This is a genomic window from Acinetobacter sp. 742879, from assembly GCF_000588535.1.
Lineage (GTDB): Bacteria > Pseudomonadota > Gammaproteobacteria > Pseudomonadales > Moraxellaceae > Acinetobacter > Acinetobacter pittii.
Map to the genome: position 1 here is coordinate 48,138 of NZ_JFYC01000001.1, position 21,999 is coordinate 70,136.

The following is a 21,999-nucleotide window of genomic DNA, read 5'->3' on the forward strand; positions in this document are numbered from 1 at the left end:
AATAATGCAAACATTAAAAACAACTCCTTTGTATTACGGCAAAAGTCCTGCACGAGGCGACTTTTTAAAAACAAAAGGTCAGAATGCTCTAATACAGTTGCTTGATCAGTGGATTACTGAAGCATTGGAATATGCAATGCAATCAGGCAGCTTTAAAGAAGCTTATAACACATTACCTTCACTGGATTTCTTTATTGCGAATCCCAAAGAAAATATGTTTTTAGCGGCGAACCTTCTCGCAAGTGAAGATAGTTCAGGTAGATCTTTTCCAATGGTACTGAGCCATTTATTAGAAATTGATTTACCGTATGATAATTTGTTGTATGCGCCCTATAGCTATAAACATGTACTCGTTGATTTATTTCAAAACAATCGTGCTTTAAAAGGAATTAAAGATTCAGATTTGTTACTTGGAAAATTAGGTCACTTACAAAATCAAATTCAGGTTTTAACTGAACGTGAATGTGTAGGTTTCTATGAAAATCATACGATGCACTCATTTGCACAGTTAATGAAGTTAAGTATTTATGAATTAGCTCAAAGTATGATTGGTTTGGGGTTATTGCTACAGCCAATTTTACAAAATGGAACCAGTAGATTAAATAAAGTTTTAATTTTACCTATTAACAATCCTGCTTACAGTTATGAAATAGCAGCATTTTGGGTCAGTATTATTTGCCGTTTTTTAAAAGAACATAATACTGAGGTGCTGATAGGTTTGCTACATCGAGAGCAACCCGTATTATTCTTCGGTTTTCAAGGAGCTGATATTTTAGCCCTTAGCGATATTTTTACTCAGAATATGGATAGTAAACACTGGGTTTCTTTAATAGAAGCACAATGGATTGATACTTATTTGGAGCAGAATGCTGGTTTAGCTACGCTAGAACAATCATTATGCCAACGCCAACTAAGTTTAAATCAAGGTTTAAAACTATTTAGACAGACTTTTTTGGGTGAATAATAATGAATCAACGATATCAAAGTAAACTTTCACAGCTCATAAAAGGCTGTTGTATCTATGCAATTGCTAACTATGCTTTAGCTCAGCCCATTGTCGTAGAAGGTGTGGTTCCTAACGAAGCGAGTAAACAGGCCATCTTATTAAAAATGCAATCTGTTTATGGTGCTGATCAGGTTGTAGATAAAATACAAGTGAGACCCGTAGCTGCTCCTAATGGTTGGAGTGACTCGGTAACTCGAGTGATTACGCCTGATCTTAAAAAGGTTTCACAAGGCAAATTAAGCGTAAATGGTACTCGGTTTGAGTTGAGTGGAAAAATGCTGAACCCAGCAGATATTCAGCCTACAATTCAATCTTTTCAAGGATTAGTGCAGCCACCGTACCAACTGTATTCACAGTTATCAGTCAATCAGGCTGAGCAGAAAATCATTGATGATGCACTTAAAAATCGAATTATTGAATTTGAATCTGGTAGTGCGGTTTTAACTGATGCGGGTCAAAAAATTCTTGACGAGATGGCTATTGCTTTAAATAAAGTTGGCGGTAAGAAGGTGAAAATTATTGGTCACACTGATAGTTCTGGTGATGCGACTAAAAACTTAAAACTTAGCCAAGACCGCGCATTAGCAGTTAAAAACTATTTGATTAGTAAGAGTATTCCTGCCGACCATTTATCTACAGAAGGTTTAGGTTCATCTAAGCCAGTTGCAGATAACACTTCTCCAGAAGGAAGAAAGAAAAACCGTCGGATTGAGTTTACTGTTCTATAAATATAAGGAGAAGAACATGGCTAGCCCTTACATTACGATTGGATGCCCAACAACTGGTGGAGGGCAAGTCATTTCAGGAAACAGTACATTTTTAATTGATGGAATTGCAATTGCCTGTGTAGGAGATAAGGCTACTTGTCCGTTACACAAAACGGTTTCTACGATTGTATCGGGAGACCCAAATATGCTTGTCATGGGAAAATCCGCAGCACGTGTAAATGATTCATTATCATGTGGCTGTAAATTATTACCAAAACAGAGTTTAGTTAATCAAGGATAAGGATAGAGATATTTTTATATAGATATAAATATCTACTAAAACATATTAACGCTTGAAATGATGAGTAGTTTGTCTCATAAAGCTGAATTTTGTTAATATACAGGCATTATGATTTTAAGCATTAAATTATTTAAAAATATTGAGAGTAATGATGAGTAATTTAAAAATTTTAATTACAAAACTTTCTGCAGTTGCACGAACTGCTTTGGAAAAATCGGCTAATGCTTGTGTTATTCAACAAAATTACGAAATTGAAATTGAGCATCTATTTTTAGAATTACTTAATCAATCTTTAGAGAATGATTTAAAAATTTTATTAAAGAAATATAAAATTTCATCTGAAGCTTTAGCTGATGATTTAAAAGAAACAATTTCTCAATTACCAAAAGGTAATACCCGAACTCCTATTTTTGCTAAATCTATTGTTCGTTTGTTTGAACAAGCTTGGTTATTAGCTTCGGCTGAACAAAATCCCGTTATTCGTAGTGGTCATTTATTAGTTGCATTATTAACTGCGCCTGATTTATATCAAATTGCAACAAGAGCTTCGAGTTTATTTGACCTTTTACCGATTGATTCAATGAAACACAAGTTTCTTGAAATTTGTGAGAAGAGTGTTGAACAACAAGATGAAACAAAAACACCACCTGATGAGGTGGATTCAACAGAGGCGACTGTAGCAAATACCAAAGTAGCTAAAACACCTGCACTTGATCAATATACGATTAATCTCACTGAAAAAGCGAAAAAAGGCGGTATAGATCCAGTTATTGGCCGTGAATATGAAATTCGCTTAATGCTCGATATTTTAATGCGTAGACGCCAAAACAATCCGATCTTAACCGGAGAGCCAGGTGTTGGTAAAACAGCTGTAGTGGAAGGTTTGGCTTTAAAAATTGCTCAAGGTTTAGTACCAAATGCCCTAAAAAATGTTCATTTGCATGTGTTAGATATGGGGCTGTTACAAGCAGGTGCAAGTGTTAAAGGCGAGTTTGAAAATCGTTTAAAACAGGTTATCCAAGAAGTTCAAGCTTCTACTCATCCTATTATTTTATTTATAGATGAAGCGCATACTTTAATTGGTGCAGGTGGACAAGCAGGGCAAAATGATGCTGCAAATCTTTTAAAACCAGCACTTGCACGTGGTGAGTTGCGTACGATTGCTGCGACAACTTGGGCAGAATATAAACAATATTTTGAAAAAGATGCTGCATTGAGCCGACGTTTTCAGGTTGTAAAAGTAGAAGAGCCGACCGAAGAAGTTGCGGTAGATATGTTGCGTGCGATGATTCCTGTCATGCAGCAGCATTTTAAATTGCAAATTGATGATGAGGCGATCGTTACTGCGGTTCATTCTTCACATCGATATATTAGTGGACGCCAACTTCCAGATAAAGCAATTAGTGTGCTTGATACGGCTGCAGCACGTGTTGCGTTGACCCAAAATGCTCAACCTGTAAAGCTTGATCAGTTAAAGGCCCAAGAACATAACTTAAAGCTTGAACAGCAAATTTTAGAAAATGAACATCGTCAGATTCCAATTCATCATGAACGCTTGGAAGCTTTAAAAGCTAATTTAGAATCTTTGCAAAAAGAGATCCAAGAAACCGAAGAGCAGTGGCAAAAAGAATTAGAACTTGTCCATAAAATTCAAGAGTTAGAAGCACAGAATCATGCTAATGAGTCTGAAGCTTTCGATCAGATTAATCTACTGCGTAAAGATCTTGCTGATATTCAAGGTCAGCAACCCTTAGTATTTGAAAGAGTAAACTCTCAAATCATTAATGAAATTATTTCTGATTGGACAGGTATTCCTGTTGGAAAAATGGTTAATGATGAAATTAAACAGATATTAACGCTTGAAGATAAATTGGGCGAGCGTGTAATGGGGCAAGATTATGCACTCACACAATTAGTTCAAGGCATTAAAACTTCAAAAGCAAAACTTGAAGATCCTAATAAGCCACAAGGTGTATTTCTTTTAGTGGGACCGAGTGGTGTAGGTAAAACTGAAACTGCATTAACTTTGGCAAATGAGTTATATGGTGGTGAGCAGCATTTAATCACTATTAATATGTCTGAATATCAAGAAGCGCATACGGTATCTTCATTGAAAGGTGCGCCTCCAGGATATGTCGGATATGGCCAAGGTGGGGTTTTAACAGAAGCTGTACGCCGTAACCCGTACAGTGTTGTGTTGCTTGATGAAATTGAAAAAGCTCATAGCGATGTTCAGGAACTGTTCTATCAAGTATTCGATAAAGGTACTTTAGAAGATGGTGAAGGACGAGTAATTGACTTTAAAAACACGACTATTTTGTTAACTTCAAATGCTGGTTCAAGTGCCATTATGCAGGCTTGCTTAAATAGACCTGTAGAAGAGTGGCCTACAGCTGAAGAGTTGATTGAGCACTTAAAACCAAGTTTATATAAACAATTTAAGCCTGCATTTTTAGGCCGAATGAGAGTTGTACCTTATTTCCCACTGCATGATGATCTACTTGTACGAATTATTAAACATAAGTTAGGCAAAATCACAGCAAGAATTGAGAAACAATATGGAACACAAGTCCAGTATTCTGATGATTTGGTAGAGCTCCTCTTAAGCCGTTGTACAGAAGTCGATAGTGGTGCGCGCAACGTTGATAATATTTTAAATTCTACAGTGTTACCTGCATTAGCTACAGAAATTTTGGTGGCTTTAGCAGAGCAAAAACTACCTAAAATTATCATGATTGATGCTAAAGATGACGAAATTCAATATGTACTAGACCCAGTTGTAAAAGCTGCTAAAAAAAGGACTAGTAAAAAATTGAAGTCAGAAGTTTAAAATTGAATAGAGCTAAAATTAGATGAATATTGATATTTCTGAACTACTCGAACCCATTAGTGATAGTTTGCCTTGTGGTGATGACTTTTCGTTTTCTAATGAATTTCATGAAATTAAAAAAGCCAAGACACAAGATGATTTATTACTAGATCAAGGTGATTGGGTTGCTGAGCGCAAACAAGCCGATTGGGACTTTGTAGCAAAGAACACGAGTGTTTTGCTAAAAGATAAAACGAAAGATATTCGTCTATTAACTTGGCTCTTAGAGGCTTGGACTCATCTTTATGGTTTTGAAGGTATGGCTAAAGGGTTAACTTTAAGCCATACCATGCTGAATCAATACTGGCAGGAAATTCACCCTGTTATTGAAGATGATGACTTAGATCAACGCATTGGTTTATTACAGGGTTTAATTAATCAGCTTCCGATGTTGTTAAAGAAAGTTTCTTTAACCAATACAGCTCCTTATTATAATTTGCTTGATTACGATAATTTTCTATATCACGAAAATGTTCGCCGTAAACAAACTGAAGAGTATGACAGCCAGTCAGGACCATCTGAATTAGAACAATTCGACCAAGCCATTTTTAATACTTCTAAAACTTTTCAATATTCTAATTATCAAGATTTTAGTTCAGTCTTAACCGAGTGGGATGTTTTAAAACAGACTCTTGATCATTTAATGGGATTAGATTCGCCGAGTTTTGCTGCTATTGATTCGGCATTTGAGACCATTCACAGCACATTACGTAAGATTTATAAAGCAGAAGCTTTTGGTACTGGGCTTACGCCAATCCAAGAACAGGCTACTGTTATCACGAGTTCATCTATGGAAAATCAAGGGCCTGTACAAGTTGTTTCAGATCAGCCAGCTTTTCAGCCTCAAGCACAAACGCACTTGGCTAACCGTGAACAAGCAATGAAAGTATTGCAAGAGATCGCAGATTACTTCCAAGCAAATGAACCTCATAGTCCTGTGAGCTATATGCTTCAAAAAACGATTAAATGGAGTCAAATGCCATTACACGAGTGGTTAGCGCAAGTTATTAAAGATGAGCATCCATTACAAATGGTTCAGGAAATGTTAGGTGTGCAGCCTAAAAATGAATATGAATAAAGATTGGTAAAGACATATGTTTAAAGCTGAAAAAGTCCTGTGGGGCGAAGGTTTATTTTTAAGACCTCAACATTTCCAAATTCAAGATACGTATCATGAACAACGCCTAAATCATACGGTTCGCGCAGTTGTACCTTTTTCATATGGTATTCAGAAGCTAAGTTTCGATGAAGCTCAATTGAGTACACATATTCTTGCTCTTGAGTCTGTAGAGATGATCTGGCAAGACGGTGAAATTTATCAGGCACCGGCATATGATCTATTGCCTGAACCAATTTTATTAGATGATCTTAATTTACGTGGTGAGATGCTAATCTATTTAGCATTGCCGCTTTTACAAGCAAATAAGCAAAATCTAATTGATCAAAACCAAGCGCAGAAGGGTAGATATCAATCTCACCTTGTTGAAACGCATGATTTGTTTACTAATGCTACAGAAGCAGATATTAGTTTGCTACGCCGACGTGCTGTTTTTAAATTATTAGATGTACATAGTAATCCAGACCATAATCTAGATGGTTTCTTATATCTGCCGATTGGAAAGATTAAGCGACAAAGCTCTGGCGCTTTTGAAATTGATCGGAAGTTTATTCCGCCAATTTTACACGTGGATGCCTCTGAATCACTCATTTCAAACTTAAAAAGAACACTGAATGTGATTAAGGCAAAAATTAAGACGATTCAAACCAATAACCGAGAAAATGAACAGAAGTTAATTGAATTCCGTTCAGGTGATATCGTTTCATTCTGGTTAGTAAATGCCTTAAACACAGCTCATGCTGGCCTGAATCATTTTGTGCAATATCCACAAATCCATCCAGAACGTTTGTTCTTCGAATTGTTACGTTTAGCAGGTTCTTTATTAACCTTCTCGACGGCTTATGATGTTGATCAGTTGCCTGCCTATAAACACCATAATTTACAAGAAAGTTTTTCGCAGTTAGACACGATTCTACGTGATTTACTCGATACGATTATTTCGAGTCGTTACATCAGTATTGCACTTAAAGAAATCCGCCCTTCATATTGGGTGGGAAGTCTTGAGACCGATAAGATTACTCGAGATACTCGACTTTATATTGCAGTATCAAGTAGTGCAATGCAGACACATGAGTTGATCCAGATCGTACCTTTACGATTCAAGATTGGTAGCACTTTAGATGTAGAGCAACGTGTAGTTGCTGCATTACCTGCAATTCCATTGCATCACTTGATTCAGGTTCCAACAGCGATCCCAGTACGTTCTGGTGTGAGCTATTTTGAAGTTGAACCGCATCATGAATTATACCAGCGCATGTTAGATTCAGAGACGATTTGTATTTATGTTCCGGCTGGCTTCCAAGATATCAGTATTGAACTGATTGCTGTTATGAACGCTTAAGGGTAAAGGAGAGAAAAATGTCACAATCCACTGGTGCTCCTTCTTTATTTGACGATGGGCAAATTGGAACGGGTGGGAACAATAATAGCCAGTCTCAGGCAAAGCTACAGGCAATCAATCTTATTGATTTATTGCATGATGGCTTTTATTTGGTTTTTTTGATTCGAAATCAGTATGTGCCGGCAGACGCTCAGCAGTTTCGTGAAAAAATCTTAAATTTACTCAATCAATTTGAGCAGCAAGCTAAAAAGTTGCAATTTTCAGCTGATGATATTCATGATGCTAAATATGCATTTTGTGCTTTGATTGATGAAACTATCGTAACGCAACAAGACCCAAGCTATTTTAATTTACAAAATGCTTGGTTAATTAGCCCATTGCAATTGAGCTTGTTTGGTTCTCAGTTAGCTGGGTATCGTTTCTTTGAAATTTTGGAGCAATTGCGAAGTCGTGGAAAAGAACGTCTAGCTGCGTTAGAGGTATTTCATTACTGCCTTTTGCTCGGTTTTCAGGGTAAGTACCGAATTGAATCTATTGAAAGTCTCAACCACCTAGTATCAAGAGTGGGTGATGAAATTGACTATTTAAAAGGGAAAAAAGTTGCGTTTTCGCCGTTCTCGGCAATTCCCGATCAAATACGAAATATTATTCATCGCGAAGTACCTTTCTTTTGGATTTTGATCTTTTTATTGATTTTTGCATTACTTACCTTTGCGGGTTTAAGATTTATGCTGAACAATCAAAATGATAAAGCATTATCTAACTATCAAAATGTGATTTCTGCTCCTCAAGAGCAAGCACATATTACAGTTTATTTACCTTGATGATGGAACGAAATGGCTCAGGAAAAACCAACTTCTATTCGAGTTTTACAATCGAATAAAAAAAAGCCGAAATCACCAGTACTTTATATTGTGATTGGTGTGATTGCAGGGGTGTTTGTCAGCATCTCGCTATTCCTGTTCTTGTCTCAACCGAATTCGCCTGAATCAGCAGCAATTGAGAGTAAATCAACGGAAGAGCAAATTTTAAATCAAGATGCTGTACATTCTTCAGATGAACAAAATCAGGTTGTTGTAAGTCAAGATAACGAGACGGACTCAATGAGTCGTGATGGCTTTGAACAGCCAAAAGATAATGAGTTAAGCAATATTTTTAAACCTGTTCCACATAAAGCTGTTGCTACGAATGAACAACGAGTTTCACCATTTGATGAGCAGCTAACAGGTGAAAAGAAAGTTCAGATTGTGCCTCAACTACAGACAGGTACAGCTAAAGCGACTCAACCTAAAATACAGCCAACTCAGCAAAAACCTGTGAGTAAGCCGCAGCAGCAACAAGTGGCGCAGGCTAAACCCGTAGTTGAGAGTAAAGCTCCAGCCGAACCAGAACCTGAGGTTGAGCCACCTAAGGCATCGGTAGATATTAAAATTACACGAAGTCCTTTTGCCGTGAATTAATGAACTGATGATGATCTTTCTCATTTTCTTTTGCTTTACATGTTTAGCAATTGGTTTAGCGTTTTTAATGTCTTATGAACTCAGGAGTAGAAGCAAAGATTTTGTTTTGTCATTACTGCCCCAAGGGCGTAAACAGCTTAATCAGGTTAGGCAATTTGCCCAAACCATGAATCAGGCAGCTGCTCCTGAAAAATTACAATCTCATTGGCATTTACAGCAATGGTGGATTGTAATTGCAGGCTTTTTCTTGTTTGCCAGTATATTAGTTTTTGCTTTTACTCGTCCAATTAGTTCAACCCGAATTGAAGCTGAATATCTGAAAAAAACAGATCCTCAAATTTATGCACTTTTAAATGGTGAAATATTATCGCCACCGCCAGAAGTAGATGAAAGCCTAATTGAAGCCGCAATTGTTGAGGCGACGCAGTTAGAGCAGCAATATTCGTCTCAAAATAGTGGAGCTATTAATTCTTCACCGATTGATAACGCCAGTTTCGATGGTCGAGCTATTCTGGACACAAATTTAGTTGATCGTAAATGGGACAAAATGAACCCACGCTATAAACAGCGTTTACTCATGGTCTTTAAAATCATGAAAGAACAGTATGGTTATGAGTTGGTTCTATTAGAAGGCTATCGTAGCCCAGCACGTCAAAATATGTTGGCGGGCAATCCAAATACGACTAGAGCAAGGGGGTATCAAAGCTATCACCAATTTGGTTTAGCAGCTGATGTAGCATTTAAGCGAAATGGAAAAGTGGTTATTTCTGAGCGAGATCCGTGGGCAATGCAAGGCTATCGATTATATGGTCAAGTCGCCGAATCGGTTGGTTTAACTTGGGGTGGACGTTGGAAATCTATCCAAGATTATGGGCATACTGAGTTCCGTATGCCGGGCTTAAGAAAAACTCAAGAAATGGCAGAAAAACTGATTGCTGAAAGTTCGAATGATATAAGTTAAATATTGATTGAGGATTGAAAACGTTCTTGTAAAACAGACGTCATTTTATCCACAAGCTGGGAAATTATCCCAGCTTTTTCCCATGTGTAAATTGAAACGGCCATAGGCGGCACAGCTCCTAATGAATCATATCGACGTACTCTCCGTCCATTGGTCGTAGCTACAGGTAATAAAGATAATCCTAATCCTGTTTCAACACTGACTAACACGCTTTCTAGGCTACTACCCGTAAAGGCAATATACCAACGTCGCCGTTCGCGCTCTAAGGTTGCGAACATCTCATCCCGATAAAGTCCGCCTTGAGGAAAGGTCACTAAACTCATGGGATCAGACCATTCAGTTGTTGAATTCGAACTTTCAAACCATGCCATTTCTTCTGGGAATGTAGCGTGGTGATCGGCACTAGCAGCAGGTTCTTTGACAATAATAATATCGAACTCACCATTCCGATAACGTTCTGTTAGGTTCCGACTTAAGCCAGAGGTTACATCTAAACGAATGGAGCGATGCTCTTTGGCAAATATACCGAAAACTTCAGCCATTGCAGGACTCATCATATCTTCTGGTAAACCAATACGAATGGGAATACTTCCTGCCGGATCTTTAAGTAGGGCCTCAGCTTCCTGTTGGAGAGTCAAAATCCTTTGCGCATAACCAATTAGATACTCTCCAGATGCCGTCAATTTGAAAGGTCTCGCTGTCCGATCTATAAGGGCATGACCTACAGATTCTTCAAGTCGTGCTAACTGCTGGCTAACTGTTGATTGAGTCAGGTGTAATCGATCGGCAGCTGTGGTAAAACCGCCAGTTTCAAAAATAGTGACGAAAGCACGTAAAAGGCGAGGATCAAACATATTAGGTACCGCCACACTTAAAAGCCGATAAGTTAAATATTTATAATCTTAATACTATCGATTCAATAATTTAATTTCCAAATACTTTTGGTCGTGTTTATTCTATTTGCAAAATGTTTTGCCATAAATTTCTATTGGGAGACCAGCATGCGTAAGTCACTAATATGGATGAATCTGATTGTTGTATTAGGGACTTCGGGTTTTACAAATATGACGAATGCAATGGGTGAGTATCCTTTACATCAGGCAGTGATAAATAATGACACACAATCTATTAAACGGATTTTATCTCAAAAAGCTTTAATTGATGAGAGAGATGAAACTGGTTCGACTGCTTTGATGGTCGCTACAAGAGCAAATAATGTACATGCTGCTCATATGCTGATAGAGGCTGGTGCCGATGTAAATGCAAAAGACAATATTCAAGACAGTCCATATTTATATGCTGGTGCACAGGGATATTTAAAAATTCTAAGAATGACACTCATGCATGGTGCCGATTTAAAAAGTATTAACCGTTACGGTGGAACTGCACTCATTCCTGCAGCGGAACGAGGCCATGTTGAAACAGTTCGTACATTAATTGCGGCCGGTGTAGATGTTAATCATGTCAATAATTTGGGGTGGACGGCATTACTTGAGGCCATCATTTTGGGAAATGGAGAACCTAAATATCAACACATTGTAGAGCTTTTATTAAAGGCAGGTGCTGATCCGAATTTGGCTGATAAAGACGGCATAACTCCCTTACACTATGCGCGGTCACGAGGATACCGTGAAATTGAAAAAAGACTTCTTGCAGCTGGTGCAAAATAGAAAGTGAGAGTATGTGATGGAAAAAGGTGAACAGTTTTTACGTAAGGCGATTGAGCTTGCCTATAACAATATTGAAAAAGGTGGCAGGCCATTTGGTGCTGTGGTTGTAAAGAATGGAGAAATTATTGCTTCAGGCGTAAATCAGATTCTGGTAACGAATGATCCAACCGCACATGCTGAATTACTGGCGATTCGTGCAGCCAGTCAAGTTTTAGGAACTGCCAATTTAGAAGGTTGTTCTGTGTATGCAAGTGGTCATCCATGCCCAATGTGTATGGCTGGAATGCGTATAGCAGGTATTAAGTCGGTGAGCTATGCATATTCTAATGAAGACGGAACACCATTTGGTTTGTCTACAGCCGAAATATATATAGAGCTTGCCAAGCCCTTTGCTGAGCAATCAATGAAAATTCAATATATACCGATCAGAGTTGAAAACCGCACTGATCTTTATGCGCATTGGAAGAGTTATCAAGCCAATCATTCAGGCTCAGAATAATGAAGCAGTCTGGAGCTTTTTTGACTCAGTCGATGCTCATTGTAACTGTGGCTTTGGTTGGGCTTAATTTAAGACCATTTATCACAAGTATTGGACCATTGATTGCCAATATTCGAACAGCCACTGGTTTAAGCTTACAAGGGATAGCACTACTTACTTTGCTACCGATGATGCTTATGGGAGTCATTGCATTTGTTGGCCCAATATTGCAGAACTATGTCGGCGAACGAAAAGCTATTCTTGGTGCATTGCTGGCCATTTGTGGAGGATGTGCTGTCCGATTTTTATTGCCTACATCCGAAGGATTAATTCTTAGTGCAATAGTAATTGGATTCGGAGTTGCGATGATACAAGCGGCATTTCCCGGCATGATCAAAAGAGAATTTAGCCAATATATTGGTCCGATGATGGGACTTTATTCGGCTATGCTCATGGGAGGAGGAGCACTAGGTGCATGGTTAGCTCCCATAATTTCAAATATAACGGGAGTCTGGTCGATTGGCCTAGCTTTTTTTACCATTCCAGCTTTATTTACATTTATATTGGCGCTTGTCTTTTTACCTATAAAAGTTAGTTCATCCATTCATCATCCGCCTGTACGCAAGTTGTTAAATCAACCTCGAACATGGTTATTAATGATGTGCTTTGGACTTGTAAATGGTGGCTACTCGTCAGTAGTAGCGTGGTTGGCACCTTCTTTTCAAGATCAGGGTTGGAGTGCAGCACAAAGTGGAAAATTACTCGCTTTGCTGGCCTTGAGCCAAGCAACTTCAGCGCTCATTTTGCCTGTTTTAGCTAGGAAATATAAAGATCGACGTCCATGGTTATGGTTTACGTTAGCAATGCAGCTAGTCGGTTTCTCTGGAATGGCTTTTATGCCTGATTTTGCCTCTATACTTTGGGCAATTTGTTTGGGCGTAGGTTTGGGAGGATGTTTTGCGTTAACGCTTATCGTTGCATTAGACCATTTTGATGATCCGATTCATGCAGGGGCTTTATCTGCATTGATGCAGGGTGGTGGTTTTTTACTGGCAGCAATCCCGCCGTGGATTATTGCAATTTTGCATGATCTTACGGGGGCTTACAAAGCAGGATGGCTTTTCCATTTAGCCAGTGTGATATTAGTAGTTGTTTTAGTAATTAGATTGAATCCCAAAAGTTATTTTAAAGTAAGTCTGTAAAACGTTGAGTTAGCCGAGATTCATTTTTTAAGAATTGTTGCTCCTATAATCACAAGCAAATGAGGAAATAGTGATAGGATAGAACTGAAAATTTCCTCTTTTAAATGAATACAACAATATTTGATTTCTATGACTTCTTCTTTGAAACAGCTCACTTTATTTAATCAAGGCCTAGGAAAAACCAGTCGATTTGCAAAAGGCATGGATGGAACTTTACAGGCTATTGAGCATTTAGGATATGTGCAGATCGATACCATATCGGTTGTAGAGCGAGCTCATCACCATATATTGTGGAGCCGAGTGCCTGATTATGAGCTAAGTCATCTCAATAGTTTGGTTCGTGAGCGCCAGATTTTTGAATATTGGTATCATGCCGCATCGTATCTTCCTATGAAAGATTATCGCTATGCATTGCCAGCCATGATGTCTGTCAGAAACGGAGAAAGCCGTTATTTCAATAAAGGTGATCAACACCTTATGAATGAAATTTTAGCCCGTGTTCGTGCTGAAGGAAAAATTCGCCTCCGTGATATTGATAAAAATAATAAAAAGAGTTTGGGAAACTGGTGGAATACCGGACCAGGCCGTCGTGCTTTTGAGCAGTTATATATGCAGGGTGACCTGATGATCTGTGAGCGCAACGGAATGGAAAAGGTCTTTGATTTGACCGAGCGCTGCTTGCCTGAAAATATTGATTTAAGTATGCCTACGCTTTATGAATATGCGCAGTATTTATTTAATAATACGCTTCGAGCACATGGTGCATTTACATGGAAACAATTAGTTCATCTAAAGAAAAATGATTTAAAAGAAACTATGCGTGTCGTTCTGAAAGAACATATTGATGCAGGTGTTGTATCAGCAATTAAGCTTGCGAAAGGTCAAATGCTATATGTGGAGGTCGCTGCATTAGAACAAAAGTTTAATACTGAGTTCGGTTTAAAAATACTTTCACCTTTTGATAATTCTCTTATTCATCGTGACCGTTTAGCTTCTTTATTTGAATTTGATTACCGCATTGAATGCTATGTACCAGCGGCCAAACGTGTATATGGTTATTTTTGTTTGCCGATTCTATATCAAGACGAGTTAGTCGGCCGACTAGATTGTAAAGCACATCGCTCTATCAAAGAGTTAGAAGTGATTAGCTTGCATTTAGAAAAAACAATCAAAGATAAAGAGCATTTCTCTTTTGAATTGGAGCAAGAGCTCAAACGTTTCACAGCGTTTAACCAATGTTTAACTGTTAATGACAAAGTGATTAAGCTTATTCGTACTAAAATTTAAACACCAAAAGCACTCCAGCTTTTGGTGTTTTCACTTTATTAGTTCAAGGACATACGATATTCAATAATCCCTGGTTTTTGTGCAATCCAGTCATAAAGCTTTTGTGCTGTTAGATTGGTTTCTTGAGTATGCCAATATAAACGGTCACAGTTGTGTTCAATTGCTTGCTTCTGCACATATTCAATAAGTTGCTTACCAATGTGTTGTCCACGAACTTCAGGTGAAACAAAGAGGTCTTCTAAATAAAAATAATTATTTTCTGCCCATGTTGAACGATGAATAACATAATGAACAATTCCCAAAACTTGCTCACCTTGTTTGGCAACAGCACAGTACATAGGTTCATTCTCATCGAAAAAACGTTCCCATGTTACTTTTGTGACATGAAGGGGTAAATTCACCTGATAAAAATTTTGGTAAGCAAGCCAATATTTTTCCCATTGTGAATAATCTTGCTGCTCAACAGGAACGATTTGAATACCTTGATTTTGCATAATAATTACACTCTGTTTTAAAGTAATAAAAAATCGACAACTAGAGTGTAGTTTTAATAGTGGTATTTTTATAAGATACACTTTTGATATTTTTCACAGTACCAGTTTTGATATGGCAGCTTCGATTTCTGCATCTTTTCCACATTTAATTTTGCCAAAAGGCCAGATTAAAGATGGGTTATATACGGCTTTGCGTGATGCGATTTTAGATGGAAGGCTAACTGCTGGAACAAAATTACCCTCAAGTCGTGCTTTGGCAGAGATGATGTCAATTTCAAGGAATTCTGTATTGGCGGCTCTTGAACGATTACTAGATGAGGGATATTTATTTACTAAACCAAGTTCGGGGACCTATGTTGCTGAGGTTGTGCCAGATCAGTTAATACACGTTCAAAAAAATTCAAAAGAAACGTCTAAAAATACTCATCGTTCCTTAAATATTAATCCGAATATTGAAGCTTTATTGGATTCATGGCGAAAGCAGTCATGGTTAAGTAAAAAGAAAAAGATGTTTCATGTAGGGGTAGGCTGTATTGATTTATTTCCTCATCAACTGTGGGGCAAGTTATTAACGCAAGCTTGGCGGCAGTCCTATTATCAACTTGGTCAATTTTACGACCCACGTGGCTATCTACCTTTGCGTCAGGCAATTTCTGAATATGTTCGCTCCACTCGAGGCCTGAACTGCAACGAAGAGCAAATTATTATCGTAAACGGAACGCAGCAGGCTATTCATTTAACAGCCTATGCATTACTTCAAGCAAATGATGAAGTGTGTTTGGATGAGCCGGGATATGATGCAGCTTTTAAGATTTTTCGAAGTTTTGGTGCACAGGTAAATTTGATCGAGAGTGATGAGGAGGGAATGCAAATCTCTGACATTACAGATCATTATTTCAAAAGCAAACTTGTTTATACGGCACCTTCACATCAGTTTCCTTTAGGAGGAACTTTAAGTTTAGCTCGCCGTTTTGCTTTATTAGATTGGGCAAACAAACAAGAAAAATGGATTTTTGAAGACGATTATAATAGTGAGTTTCGTTATGGCACGCACCCAATCCAAGCACTACAAGGTTTAGATCAGCAGCAAAGAGTCATTTATTCTGGAACTTTTACCAAGATGATGTTTCCGGAGTTTCGTTTAGGGTTCATGGCTGTACCTGAAGCATTGATTGAAACCTTTAGTGCAGCTAAATACTATACTGACGTGCGAAGTTCATATTTAGAGCAGGTCGCTTTAGCTTTATTCATTCAACAAGGCCACTATGCTCGACATGTACGTAAAGTTCGAAAAGCATGCTATGAGCGTCAACAAGTATTGATTAACGCTATTAATGAATACCTTTCAGATGTACTTAATGTTCAGCCAACAGATTCAGGCATTCATCTTATATGTTGGTTAAAAGCACCATGGACAGAGCATGAGTTTATTTCTCATTGCTCGGCATTGGATTTGGAGATTCAACCTCTATCAAGATATTGTCAACTTGAGTCAAAAAAAGCAGCAGTTTTGTTGGGCTATGCTGCACATCAACCTGAGGAAATGGTGGAAAATATTAAGAGACTAGCCATGAGTATCAAAAAGTAAAATAGCTAAACTTTTCAAAATTATATATGAATTTTAGAGGGATTTTATTTTTAATGAGAAGGACAAAATATTTATTCGATTTAAATATTTTGATGAAATATTAAAATATTTAAATTTAAAAGATTTATTAATCTTATTTTAAGATAACTTCATTATTCTAAAAACATCAAAGCTCAGTACAGTACACCTTTTGGCCACATTCTCCAGATGTGGCCTTTTTTTATTAGGAATAAATATAGCTTAGAATGAATTAATTTTTTAAGGAGAATAAGATTTAATCTTCTTCCATGGCATTACTATAAAATTTAACACCTAGTTTAATTCGGTCTCGACCATTACTCATACGCCAACGATTGGTGTCACGTAAAGAATATACACAGCCACAATATTCCTGTTGGTAGAATTCCTCTCGCTTACTGATTTCAATCATTCGACTAGAGCCACCATTTTTTCGCCAGTTATAATCCCAATATTGAATATCCGGATAATTGGATGCTGCCCGAATTCCGCAATCATTAATTTGAGCCATATTTTTCCAACGAGAAATTCCTAACGAACTACTGATGAGACTAAAGCCGTGTTCATGTGCATAAAGGGCAGTTCGCTCGAAACGCATATCGAAACACATGGTACAACGTATGCCGCGTTCTGGTTCATCTTCCATACCTTTAGCTCGAGCAAACCAATTATCCGTGTCATAATCTGCATCGATAAATGGAATATTATGCTTTTCTGCAAAACGAATATTTTCTTCCTTACGGATGAGATATTCTTTTACCGGATGAATATTAGGATTATAAAAAAATATTGAAAATTTAATTCCAGAATCAATTAATGCTTCCATAACTTCTCCTGAACAAGGAGCACAGCAAGAATGAAGTAATAATTGATCATGTCCAGATGGGAGTTCTAATTTTAAACGTTGAGTTGACATAATAAAAAATTAAATTGCAATTCTAATAATTATATATTTTTATTTTGTATAATGTGAACTGAATTATTTTCAATTAAACATGAAATTAATTTAATATCTTAAAATTTATTTATTACTTTATTTGTGGTTTAGTTGAATATAATGAAATAATTAGATTATTAAATATTAAAATTATTTATATCGGTACTTTTAAATTTATTAACCGAAATACTATATAGTAATATAAAATATAGATAAATTTAATATTTTTTAAAATAATAATATTAAAAGATAGCTAGGTAAGTGATTGATGTTTCTAAATATAATTTGAAATTTTTTATGTTTTATTGTGATGTGTGTCACAGATAAACCTTATTTTTTCAATTAAAATATTTCTTTAGATTTGTAGCTTTAATAAATCTATACTATAAAACTTGATATGTTTTTAAATTTAAGTGTGTGATTATTTGAGATATGAAAGATTGGCAATGTAAGTATTGTAATGGTTACATTATGGTTAATCATTCAAAGATCAGCGTAGGAGAAAAAGTTTACTTTTTGGTATATAAATTTGATGCAAAGAACGAACGAAAAAAATTATATAAAAAGGGAATTGTAGTTGCTCGCTACGATAATATACTTCACATTGAGTCACGTAAAAAAACTTATAAGATCGAACAAGCTAAGGTCTATCCATTAGGAGCACCGATGCCTTTCGTTTACAACATGTTTTGGGTTTGCGGGTGCCCATGTACCCTACAAAATTAATTTCTTAAATTTAAATGTCAGCAGCTCATTTTATAAATTTAATTGAATTAGTAATCGTATCAAATTTATTTTCTCAGCTTTTATAGAAAAGTTAAGAGCAATAAACTCAGAAAAATGACTTTGAGTGGTTGAATGATTGATTTGACAAAAACAATAGGCTCTCTTATAAACCTTGAGTAAAGTTGAGGTTAATCATGATAAGTGAAAATAAAAAAGCTGACTCTAGTCGAGTTTTGACTGTGGGGGAAGTTGCAAAAAGGAGTGGAGTTCCTGTCTCGACCCTACATTTTTATGAGGCGAAGGGGCTGATAAAAAGTATAAGAACCAATGGTAATCAGCGCCGCTTTCCATTAATTGTTTTAAGATATATTGCGATTATTAAAGTTGCTCAAAGAGTAGGAATTCCTTTAAATGAAATTAAAGAGGCTCTTAGCGCATATCCTATGGGAAGCAAATTAACAGCTAAACAGTGGAAAGAGTTATCAAGCCATTGGCGAAAAGATCTCGATGATCGTATTCAAAAATTAACGAGGTTACGGGATGAAATGGACTGGTGTATTGGCTGCGGTTGCTTATCGTTAGAGCAATGTCCGTTAAGAAATCCTGAAGATGTTTTGGGGCAAGAGGGATCTGGAGCACGAATTTTAGAAAGGCCATGATCGCAATATTTTGATAATTATTTTTAGAAAGGAAAATCTTAAATTCCAATCAATTAAAGAAATGGTGAGTAGAACTCACAAGTGAGTTTTTTATTGTAAACAAGACACATGGAACATGAATTTTTTTGATATCTTTAGTTTTTTTATTAAGAAGCAAAAATTTATGAAAAAAATTATCTTTCTTGGTTTAGCGCTTGTTTCGTTAACGGCTTTTTCATCTGTACAACATAAAAATCCAACTCCACCAAAAAATGGTTCACCAAACCCAGCTAGTCAATATTGTGTTGAACAAGGCGGGAAATTAGAAATTAGAAATGAAGCAAATGGTCAGGTTGGGTATTGTCACTTACCAAATGGCCAAGTCGTGGAAGAATGGAAATTATTCCGTGATAACCAAGCGAACTGTGTAGCAGAAGAAGCTCAAAAATTAGTGGGTCAATCTGGCCTTACTGATGATCAAATTAAACAAAAAACTAAATCAGAAATTGTGCGCAAAGTGGCTCCAGGTCAACCAATGACTATGGATTATCGTACAAACCGAGTTACAGTTACTATTGATCCTGCTTCTAAGAAAATTACTCAAGCAACCTGTGGTTAATGTGTGTAATTAAAGTTTGGTAAATCAAATTTTAAAGAAAAGAGCCTGCTGAAAATGCAGGCTTTTTTACTTTAATTTTCGGAATAATGGACAACCGGATACTCTTTTTGTTGTGGCAGCTTCTGTAAAGCCTGATTAATTTTGATGAGAAAAATATCCACTTTGTCTTGGCTTGGATTGTTGGTGTTGTATGAAGCTCTTTCTTGATAGTTAATTCCGCATCCAATAATTTTCATATTTGCAGGATTAAAGCTCCAGTCATTTTTATTTTTGATCGAGATATCTAAATCACTATCACATTCTTTCCAGAGTTTTAAAAATTGATTGGAATATACAGCGGGAGCTTCTTGTGCTCGGTAGGCTGTAAATCCTTGCATTTCAGAGTTAGCAAATTGAAGGAGATGATTGGTAGGCATTCCTCCCCAAAGTATAGCGGTGTCTTTCGGTAGCTTTATCCACGTTATATTCTCTTCTTTAAGAGGTGCAGTTTGCTCATCTTTCTGTTTGGACTTTTGAGATTTATAAACCAGTTTTGTTCCAACAGGAACCGTTACACCTTTGACTTGAGTGCTCTGTGTTGTATAGAAATACGGCGAATCATCACGGTTACAGCCTGTTGGGTTATAACAACCAATACAACCACTTAACAATAAAAGCGGACAACTTAAAATACTTAATTTGAAAACTCGATCCATTTTTCTTGTCTTTAATTATCTCTAGAAATTTAATATATCAGTATTTAAATCAATAATAAAAAAAGCCCCTAGCGGACTAGAGGCAGAAAAACATCAGATGCAAGAACAGGTGAATTATGCATCTGAGTTAAGTAGGTTGTATCAAACCATGTAGAGCACTTTACCAGCAAAAATGAATAAAAATAGGGAGGTGCGACTAATGGCTAATATTTGTAGTTTTTTATTTGTACAACTTCCTGTACTTGTTTTAAGGAAGGGGGCGCTAATACATTTATATTTGTTAATAAAAACTACAAAAGTTATGGCTGTGAACAAAGTTATTTATAGTGATTGTTCAACCGTTGTCTTTTTGTGCGACTACCCAAGAGTTATTCGTGATTTGTACTTGGCTTAATGATAATTTTAGAGTTATCCGAAAGGACACAATAATGACGAACATACGAATAATAATGAATCGAAGGTAGGACCACGTGTTTATTAGTGTATTTGATCTTTTTAAAATTGGCATCGGTCCATCTAGCTCCCATACAGTTGGACCCATGCGAGCGGCATACAGTTTTGTGGATGATTTATTGAAGCAAAACGATTTACAAGCAACAGCTAGAGTTCAGGTGAAGTTATACGGTTCGCTGTCGGCAACTGGTGTTGGTCATGCGACAGATAAGGCTGTTCTGTTAGGTTTAATGGGTTTTGACCCTGAACATATTGATACCCAATTAAGTACAAGCTTGATTGAAGATGTTCTTGAAAATAACGCCATCCAGCTTAATCAGCAAAAGACTATTTCTTTTGATTATAAGCATGATGTGCTTTTTCTAGATGAATCTTTGCCTTATCACCCCAATGCAATGGAGTTGATTGCCTATAACGAGGCTCAAGAAATTTTATATGCAGAAACTTACTATTCGGTTGGTGGCGGTTTTATTGTTAGCCAAAGGCAATTAGCAACAACTCAAACTGAAACAAACGACGTTAAGGTTCCATATCCATTTCACAGTGCGGCTGAACTTTTAAGCTTATGTAAGACTCATCATTTATCAGTGAGCGAGTTAATGCTTGAAAATGAAAAAAGCTGGCGTAGTGAAGCTGAGATTCGTAGCAAGATTATGGAAATCTGGAAAGTGATGCAGCAATGTATTCATAACGGATTAATTAATGACGGAATATTACCGGGCGGATTAAACGTAAAACGTCGGGCTAAAAAAATTCACGATAAGTTATTAAATAAGAAAAACTCAAACCTGATCGTGACGACTTTTCATGCGATGGAATGGGTCAATTTATTTGCCTTAGCGGTAAATGAAGAAAATGCTGCTGGTGGCCGCGTGGTGACGGCACCTACAAATGGTGCAGCAGGGATTATTCCAGCAGTTTTATATTACTACGTGACTTTTTCTAAAGACTTTTCCGAAGATAAAGTGGTTCGCTTTTTTCTAAGTGCGGCAGCCGTCGGCATTTTATGTAAACTCAATGCTTCTATTTCTGGTGCAGAAGTAGGGTGTCAGGGCGAAGTCGGCTCAGCATGTGCAATGGCTTCGGCGGGGTTAGCCGAAATTTTAGGTGGATCACCTGAGCAAGTGGAGCATGCGGCTGAAATTGGGCTTGAACATAATTTGGGTTTAACGTGTGACCCGATTGGTGGTTTGGTTCAGGTGCCTTGCATTGAACGAAATGCAATTGCAGCTGTAAAAGCCATTAATGCAGCCCAAATGGCACTTCATGATGACGATGAACACTTTGTCACGCTAGATAAAGTGATTCAGACCATGAAAGAAACTGGCAAAGATATGTCTGAGAAATATAAAGAGACTTCAAAAGGTGGCCTTGCTGTTAACGCCATTGAGTGCTAAAAAAATGAGATGGGGACGAGGTGACCCCATCTCA

Annotated in this window: 22 protein-coding genes; 18 read left to right on the plus strand and 4 right to left on the minus strand. The window is 37.1% G+C overall.

Features of this window, described 5'->3' with window-relative positions:
* Positions 1 to 4: 4 nt before the first annotated feature.
* The 9 genes from tagF (at position 5) to J690_RS05105 (ending at position 9,763) form a co-directional block, all read left to right on the plus strand.
* Positions 5 to 964, plus strand: a complete 960-nt coding sequence (gene tagF / locus J690_RS05065; RefSeq protein ID WP_014206363.1) for a type VI secretion system-associated protein TagF — start codon at positions 5 to 7, stop codon at positions 962 to 964.
* 2 nt (positions 965 to 966) lie between these two features.
* The gene (locus J690_RS05070; RefSeq protein WP_017402891.1) at positions 967 to 1,734 is read left to right on the plus strand and encodes an OmpA family protein; all 768 of its coding nucleotides are present in this window, start codon (positions 967 to 969) and stop codon (positions 1,732 to 1,734) included.
* A gap of 16 nt (positions 1,735 to 1,750) precedes the next feature.
* The gene (locus J690_RS05075; RefSeq protein WP_004793184.1) at positions 1,751 to 2,014 is read left to right on the plus strand and encodes a PAAR domain-containing protein; all 264 of its coding nucleotides are present in this window, start codon (positions 1,751 to 1,753) and stop codon (positions 2,012 to 2,014) included.
* 148 nt (positions 2,015 to 2,162) lie between these two features.
* Positions 2,163 to 4,844: a type VI secretion system ATPase TssH gene (gene tssH / locus J690_RS05080; RefSeq protein ID WP_081311096.1), complete on the plus strand. Its 2,682-nt coding sequence runs from the start codon at positions 2,163 to 2,165 to the stop codon at positions 4,842 to 4,844.
* A 22-nt stretch (positions 4,845 to 4,866) separates the two neighbouring features.
* Complete coding sequence (gene tssA / locus J690_RS05085; protein WP_017481494.1) at positions 4,867 to 5,961, plus strand: type VI secretion system protein TssA; 1,095 nt, start codon at positions 4,867 to 4,869, stop codon at positions 5,959 to 5,961.
* Positions 5,962 to 5,977: 16 nt separating this feature from the next.
* Entirely contained in the window at positions 5,978 to 7,342 is a 1,365-nt protein-coding gene (gene tssK / locus J690_RS05090; RefSeq protein ID WP_005076735.1) for a type VI secretion system baseplate subunit TssK, read from the plus strand.
* A gap of 17 nt (positions 7,343 to 7,359) precedes the next feature.
* Positions 7,360 to 8,166, plus strand: a complete 807-nt coding sequence (gene icmH / locus J690_RS05095; protein ID WP_017481495.1) for a type IVB secretion system protein IcmH/DotU — start codon at positions 7,360 to 7,362, stop codon at positions 8,164 to 8,166.
* Between the two features lie 12 nt (positions 8,167 to 8,178).
* A complete protein-coding gene (locus J690_RS05100; protein WP_032034510.1) occupies positions 8,179 to 8,802 on the plus strand; it encodes a hypothetical protein in 624 nt (207 codons plus the stop codon).
* 7 nt (positions 8,803 to 8,809) lie between these two features.
* The gene (locus J690_RS05105) at positions 8,810 to 9,763 is read left to right on the plus strand and encodes a M15 family metallopeptidase (RefSeq protein ID WP_031945052.1); all 954 of its coding nucleotides are present in this window, start codon (positions 8,810 to 8,812) and stop codon (positions 9,761 to 9,763) included.
* On the opposite strand, the gene J690_RS05110 is transcribed toward J690_RS05105, so the two are convergent.
* A complete protein-coding gene (locus tag J690_RS05110) occupies positions 9,760 to 10,617 on the minus strand; it encodes a LysR family transcriptional regulator (protein WP_017481498.1) in 858 nt (285 codons plus the stop codon). The genes J690_RS05105 and J690_RS05110 overlap by 4 nt on opposite strands.
* Positions 10,618 to 10,764: 147 nt before the next feature.
* Here J690_RS05110 and J690_RS05115 point away from each other — a divergent pair, with 147 nt between their 5' ends.
* From J690_RS05115 to J690_RS05130, 4 genes are all read left to right on the plus strand, one after another.
* The gene (locus tag J690_RS05115; RefSeq protein WP_017481499.1) at positions 10,765 to 11,433 is read left to right on the plus strand and encodes an ankyrin repeat domain-containing protein; all 669 of its coding nucleotides are present in this window, start codon (positions 10,765 to 10,767) and stop codon (positions 11,431 to 11,433) included.
* 16 nt (positions 11,434 to 11,449) lie between these two features.
* Positions 11,450 to 11,932, plus strand: coding sequence for a nucleoside deaminase (locus J690_RS05120; RefSeq protein WP_017481500.1), 483 nt, complete (start codon positions 11,450 to 11,452; stop codon positions 11,930 to 11,932).
* Positions 11,932 to 13,113 carry a cyanate transporter gene (locus J690_RS05125; RefSeq protein ID WP_017481501.1) on the plus strand — a complete coding sequence of 394 codons (1,182 nt, stop codon included), beginning with the start codon at positions 11,932 to 11,934 and terminating at the stop codon, positions 13,111 to 13,113. The genes J690_RS05120 and J690_RS05125 overlap by 1 nt, the downstream gene beginning before the upstream one ends.
* A gap of 129 nt (positions 13,114 to 13,242) precedes the next feature.
* On the plus strand, positions 13,243 to 14,400 hold the full coding sequence (locus J690_RS05130; RefSeq protein ID WP_017481502.1) for a winged helix-turn-helix domain-containing protein: 1,158 nt from the start codon (positions 13,243 to 13,245) through the stop codon (positions 14,398 to 14,400).
* 38 nt (positions 14,401 to 14,438) lie between these two features.
* Here the strand turns inward: J690_RS05130 and J690_RS05135 are convergent, their stop codons facing one another.
* Positions 14,439 to 14,894 (minus strand): GNAT family N-acetyltransferase, encoded by a 456-nt coding sequence (locus J690_RS05135; protein WP_032034511.1) that lies wholly within the window; start codon positions 14,892 to 14,894, stop codon positions 14,439 to 14,441.
* 112 nt (positions 14,895 to 15,006) lie between these two features.
* Here J690_RS05135 and pdxR point away from each other — a divergent pair, with 112 nt between their 5' ends.
* Entirely contained in the window at positions 15,007 to 16,482 is a 1,476-nt protein-coding gene (pdxR, locus tag J690_RS05140; RefSeq protein ID WP_017481504.1) for a MocR-like pyridoxine biosynthesis transcription factor PdxR, read from the plus strand.
* A 274-nt stretch (positions 16,483 to 16,756) separates the two neighbouring features.
* On the opposite strand, the gene J690_RS05145 is transcribed toward pdxR, so the two are convergent.
* The gene (locus tag J690_RS05145; RefSeq protein WP_005070032.1) at positions 16,757 to 17,416 is read right to left on the minus strand and encodes an epoxyqueuosine reductase QueH; all 660 of its coding nucleotides are present in this window, start codon (positions 17,414 to 17,416) and stop codon (positions 16,757 to 16,759) included.
* 453 nt (positions 17,417 to 17,869) lie between these two features.
* On the opposite strand from J690_RS05145, the gene J690_RS0103950 reads away from it, so the two are divergent.
* From J690_RS0103950 to J690_RS05155, 3 genes are all read left to right on the plus strand, one after another.
* Positions 17,870 to 18,163 (plus strand): hypothetical protein, encoded by a 294-nt coding sequence (locus J690_RS0103950; RefSeq protein WP_005070027.1) that lies wholly within the window; start codon positions 17,870 to 17,872, stop codon positions 18,161 to 18,163.
* A 194-nt stretch (positions 18,164 to 18,357) separates the two neighbouring features.
* Positions 18,358 to 18,822, plus strand: coding sequence for a redox-sensitive transcriptional activator SoxR (gene soxR / locus J690_RS05150; RefSeq protein ID WP_017385517.1), 465 nt, complete (start codon positions 18,358 to 18,360; stop codon positions 18,820 to 18,822).
* Between the two features lie 163 nt (positions 18,823 to 18,985).
* Positions 18,986 to 19,420: an I78 family peptidase inhibitor gene (locus J690_RS05155; RefSeq protein WP_032034512.1), complete on the plus strand. Its 435-nt coding sequence runs from the start codon at positions 18,986 to 18,988 to the stop codon at positions 19,418 to 19,420.
* A gap of 71 nt (positions 19,421 to 19,491) precedes the next feature.
* Here J690_RS05155 and J690_RS05160 read toward each other — a convergent pair whose 3' ends face one another.
* Positions 19,492 to 20,115, minus strand: coding sequence for a hypothetical protein (locus J690_RS05160; protein ID WP_017481505.1), 624 nt, complete (start codon positions 20,113 to 20,115; stop codon positions 19,492 to 19,494).
* A 470-nt stretch (positions 20,116 to 20,585) separates the two neighbouring features.
* On the opposite strand from J690_RS05160, the gene J690_RS05165 reads away from it, so the two are divergent.
* The gene (locus J690_RS05165) at positions 20,586 to 21,965 is read left to right on the plus strand and encodes an L-serine ammonia-lyase (RefSeq protein ID WP_017481506.1); all 1,380 of its coding nucleotides are present in this window, start codon (positions 20,586 to 20,588) and stop codon (positions 21,963 to 21,965) included.
* The last annotated feature ends 34 nt before the right edge of the window (positions 21,966 to 21,999 follow it).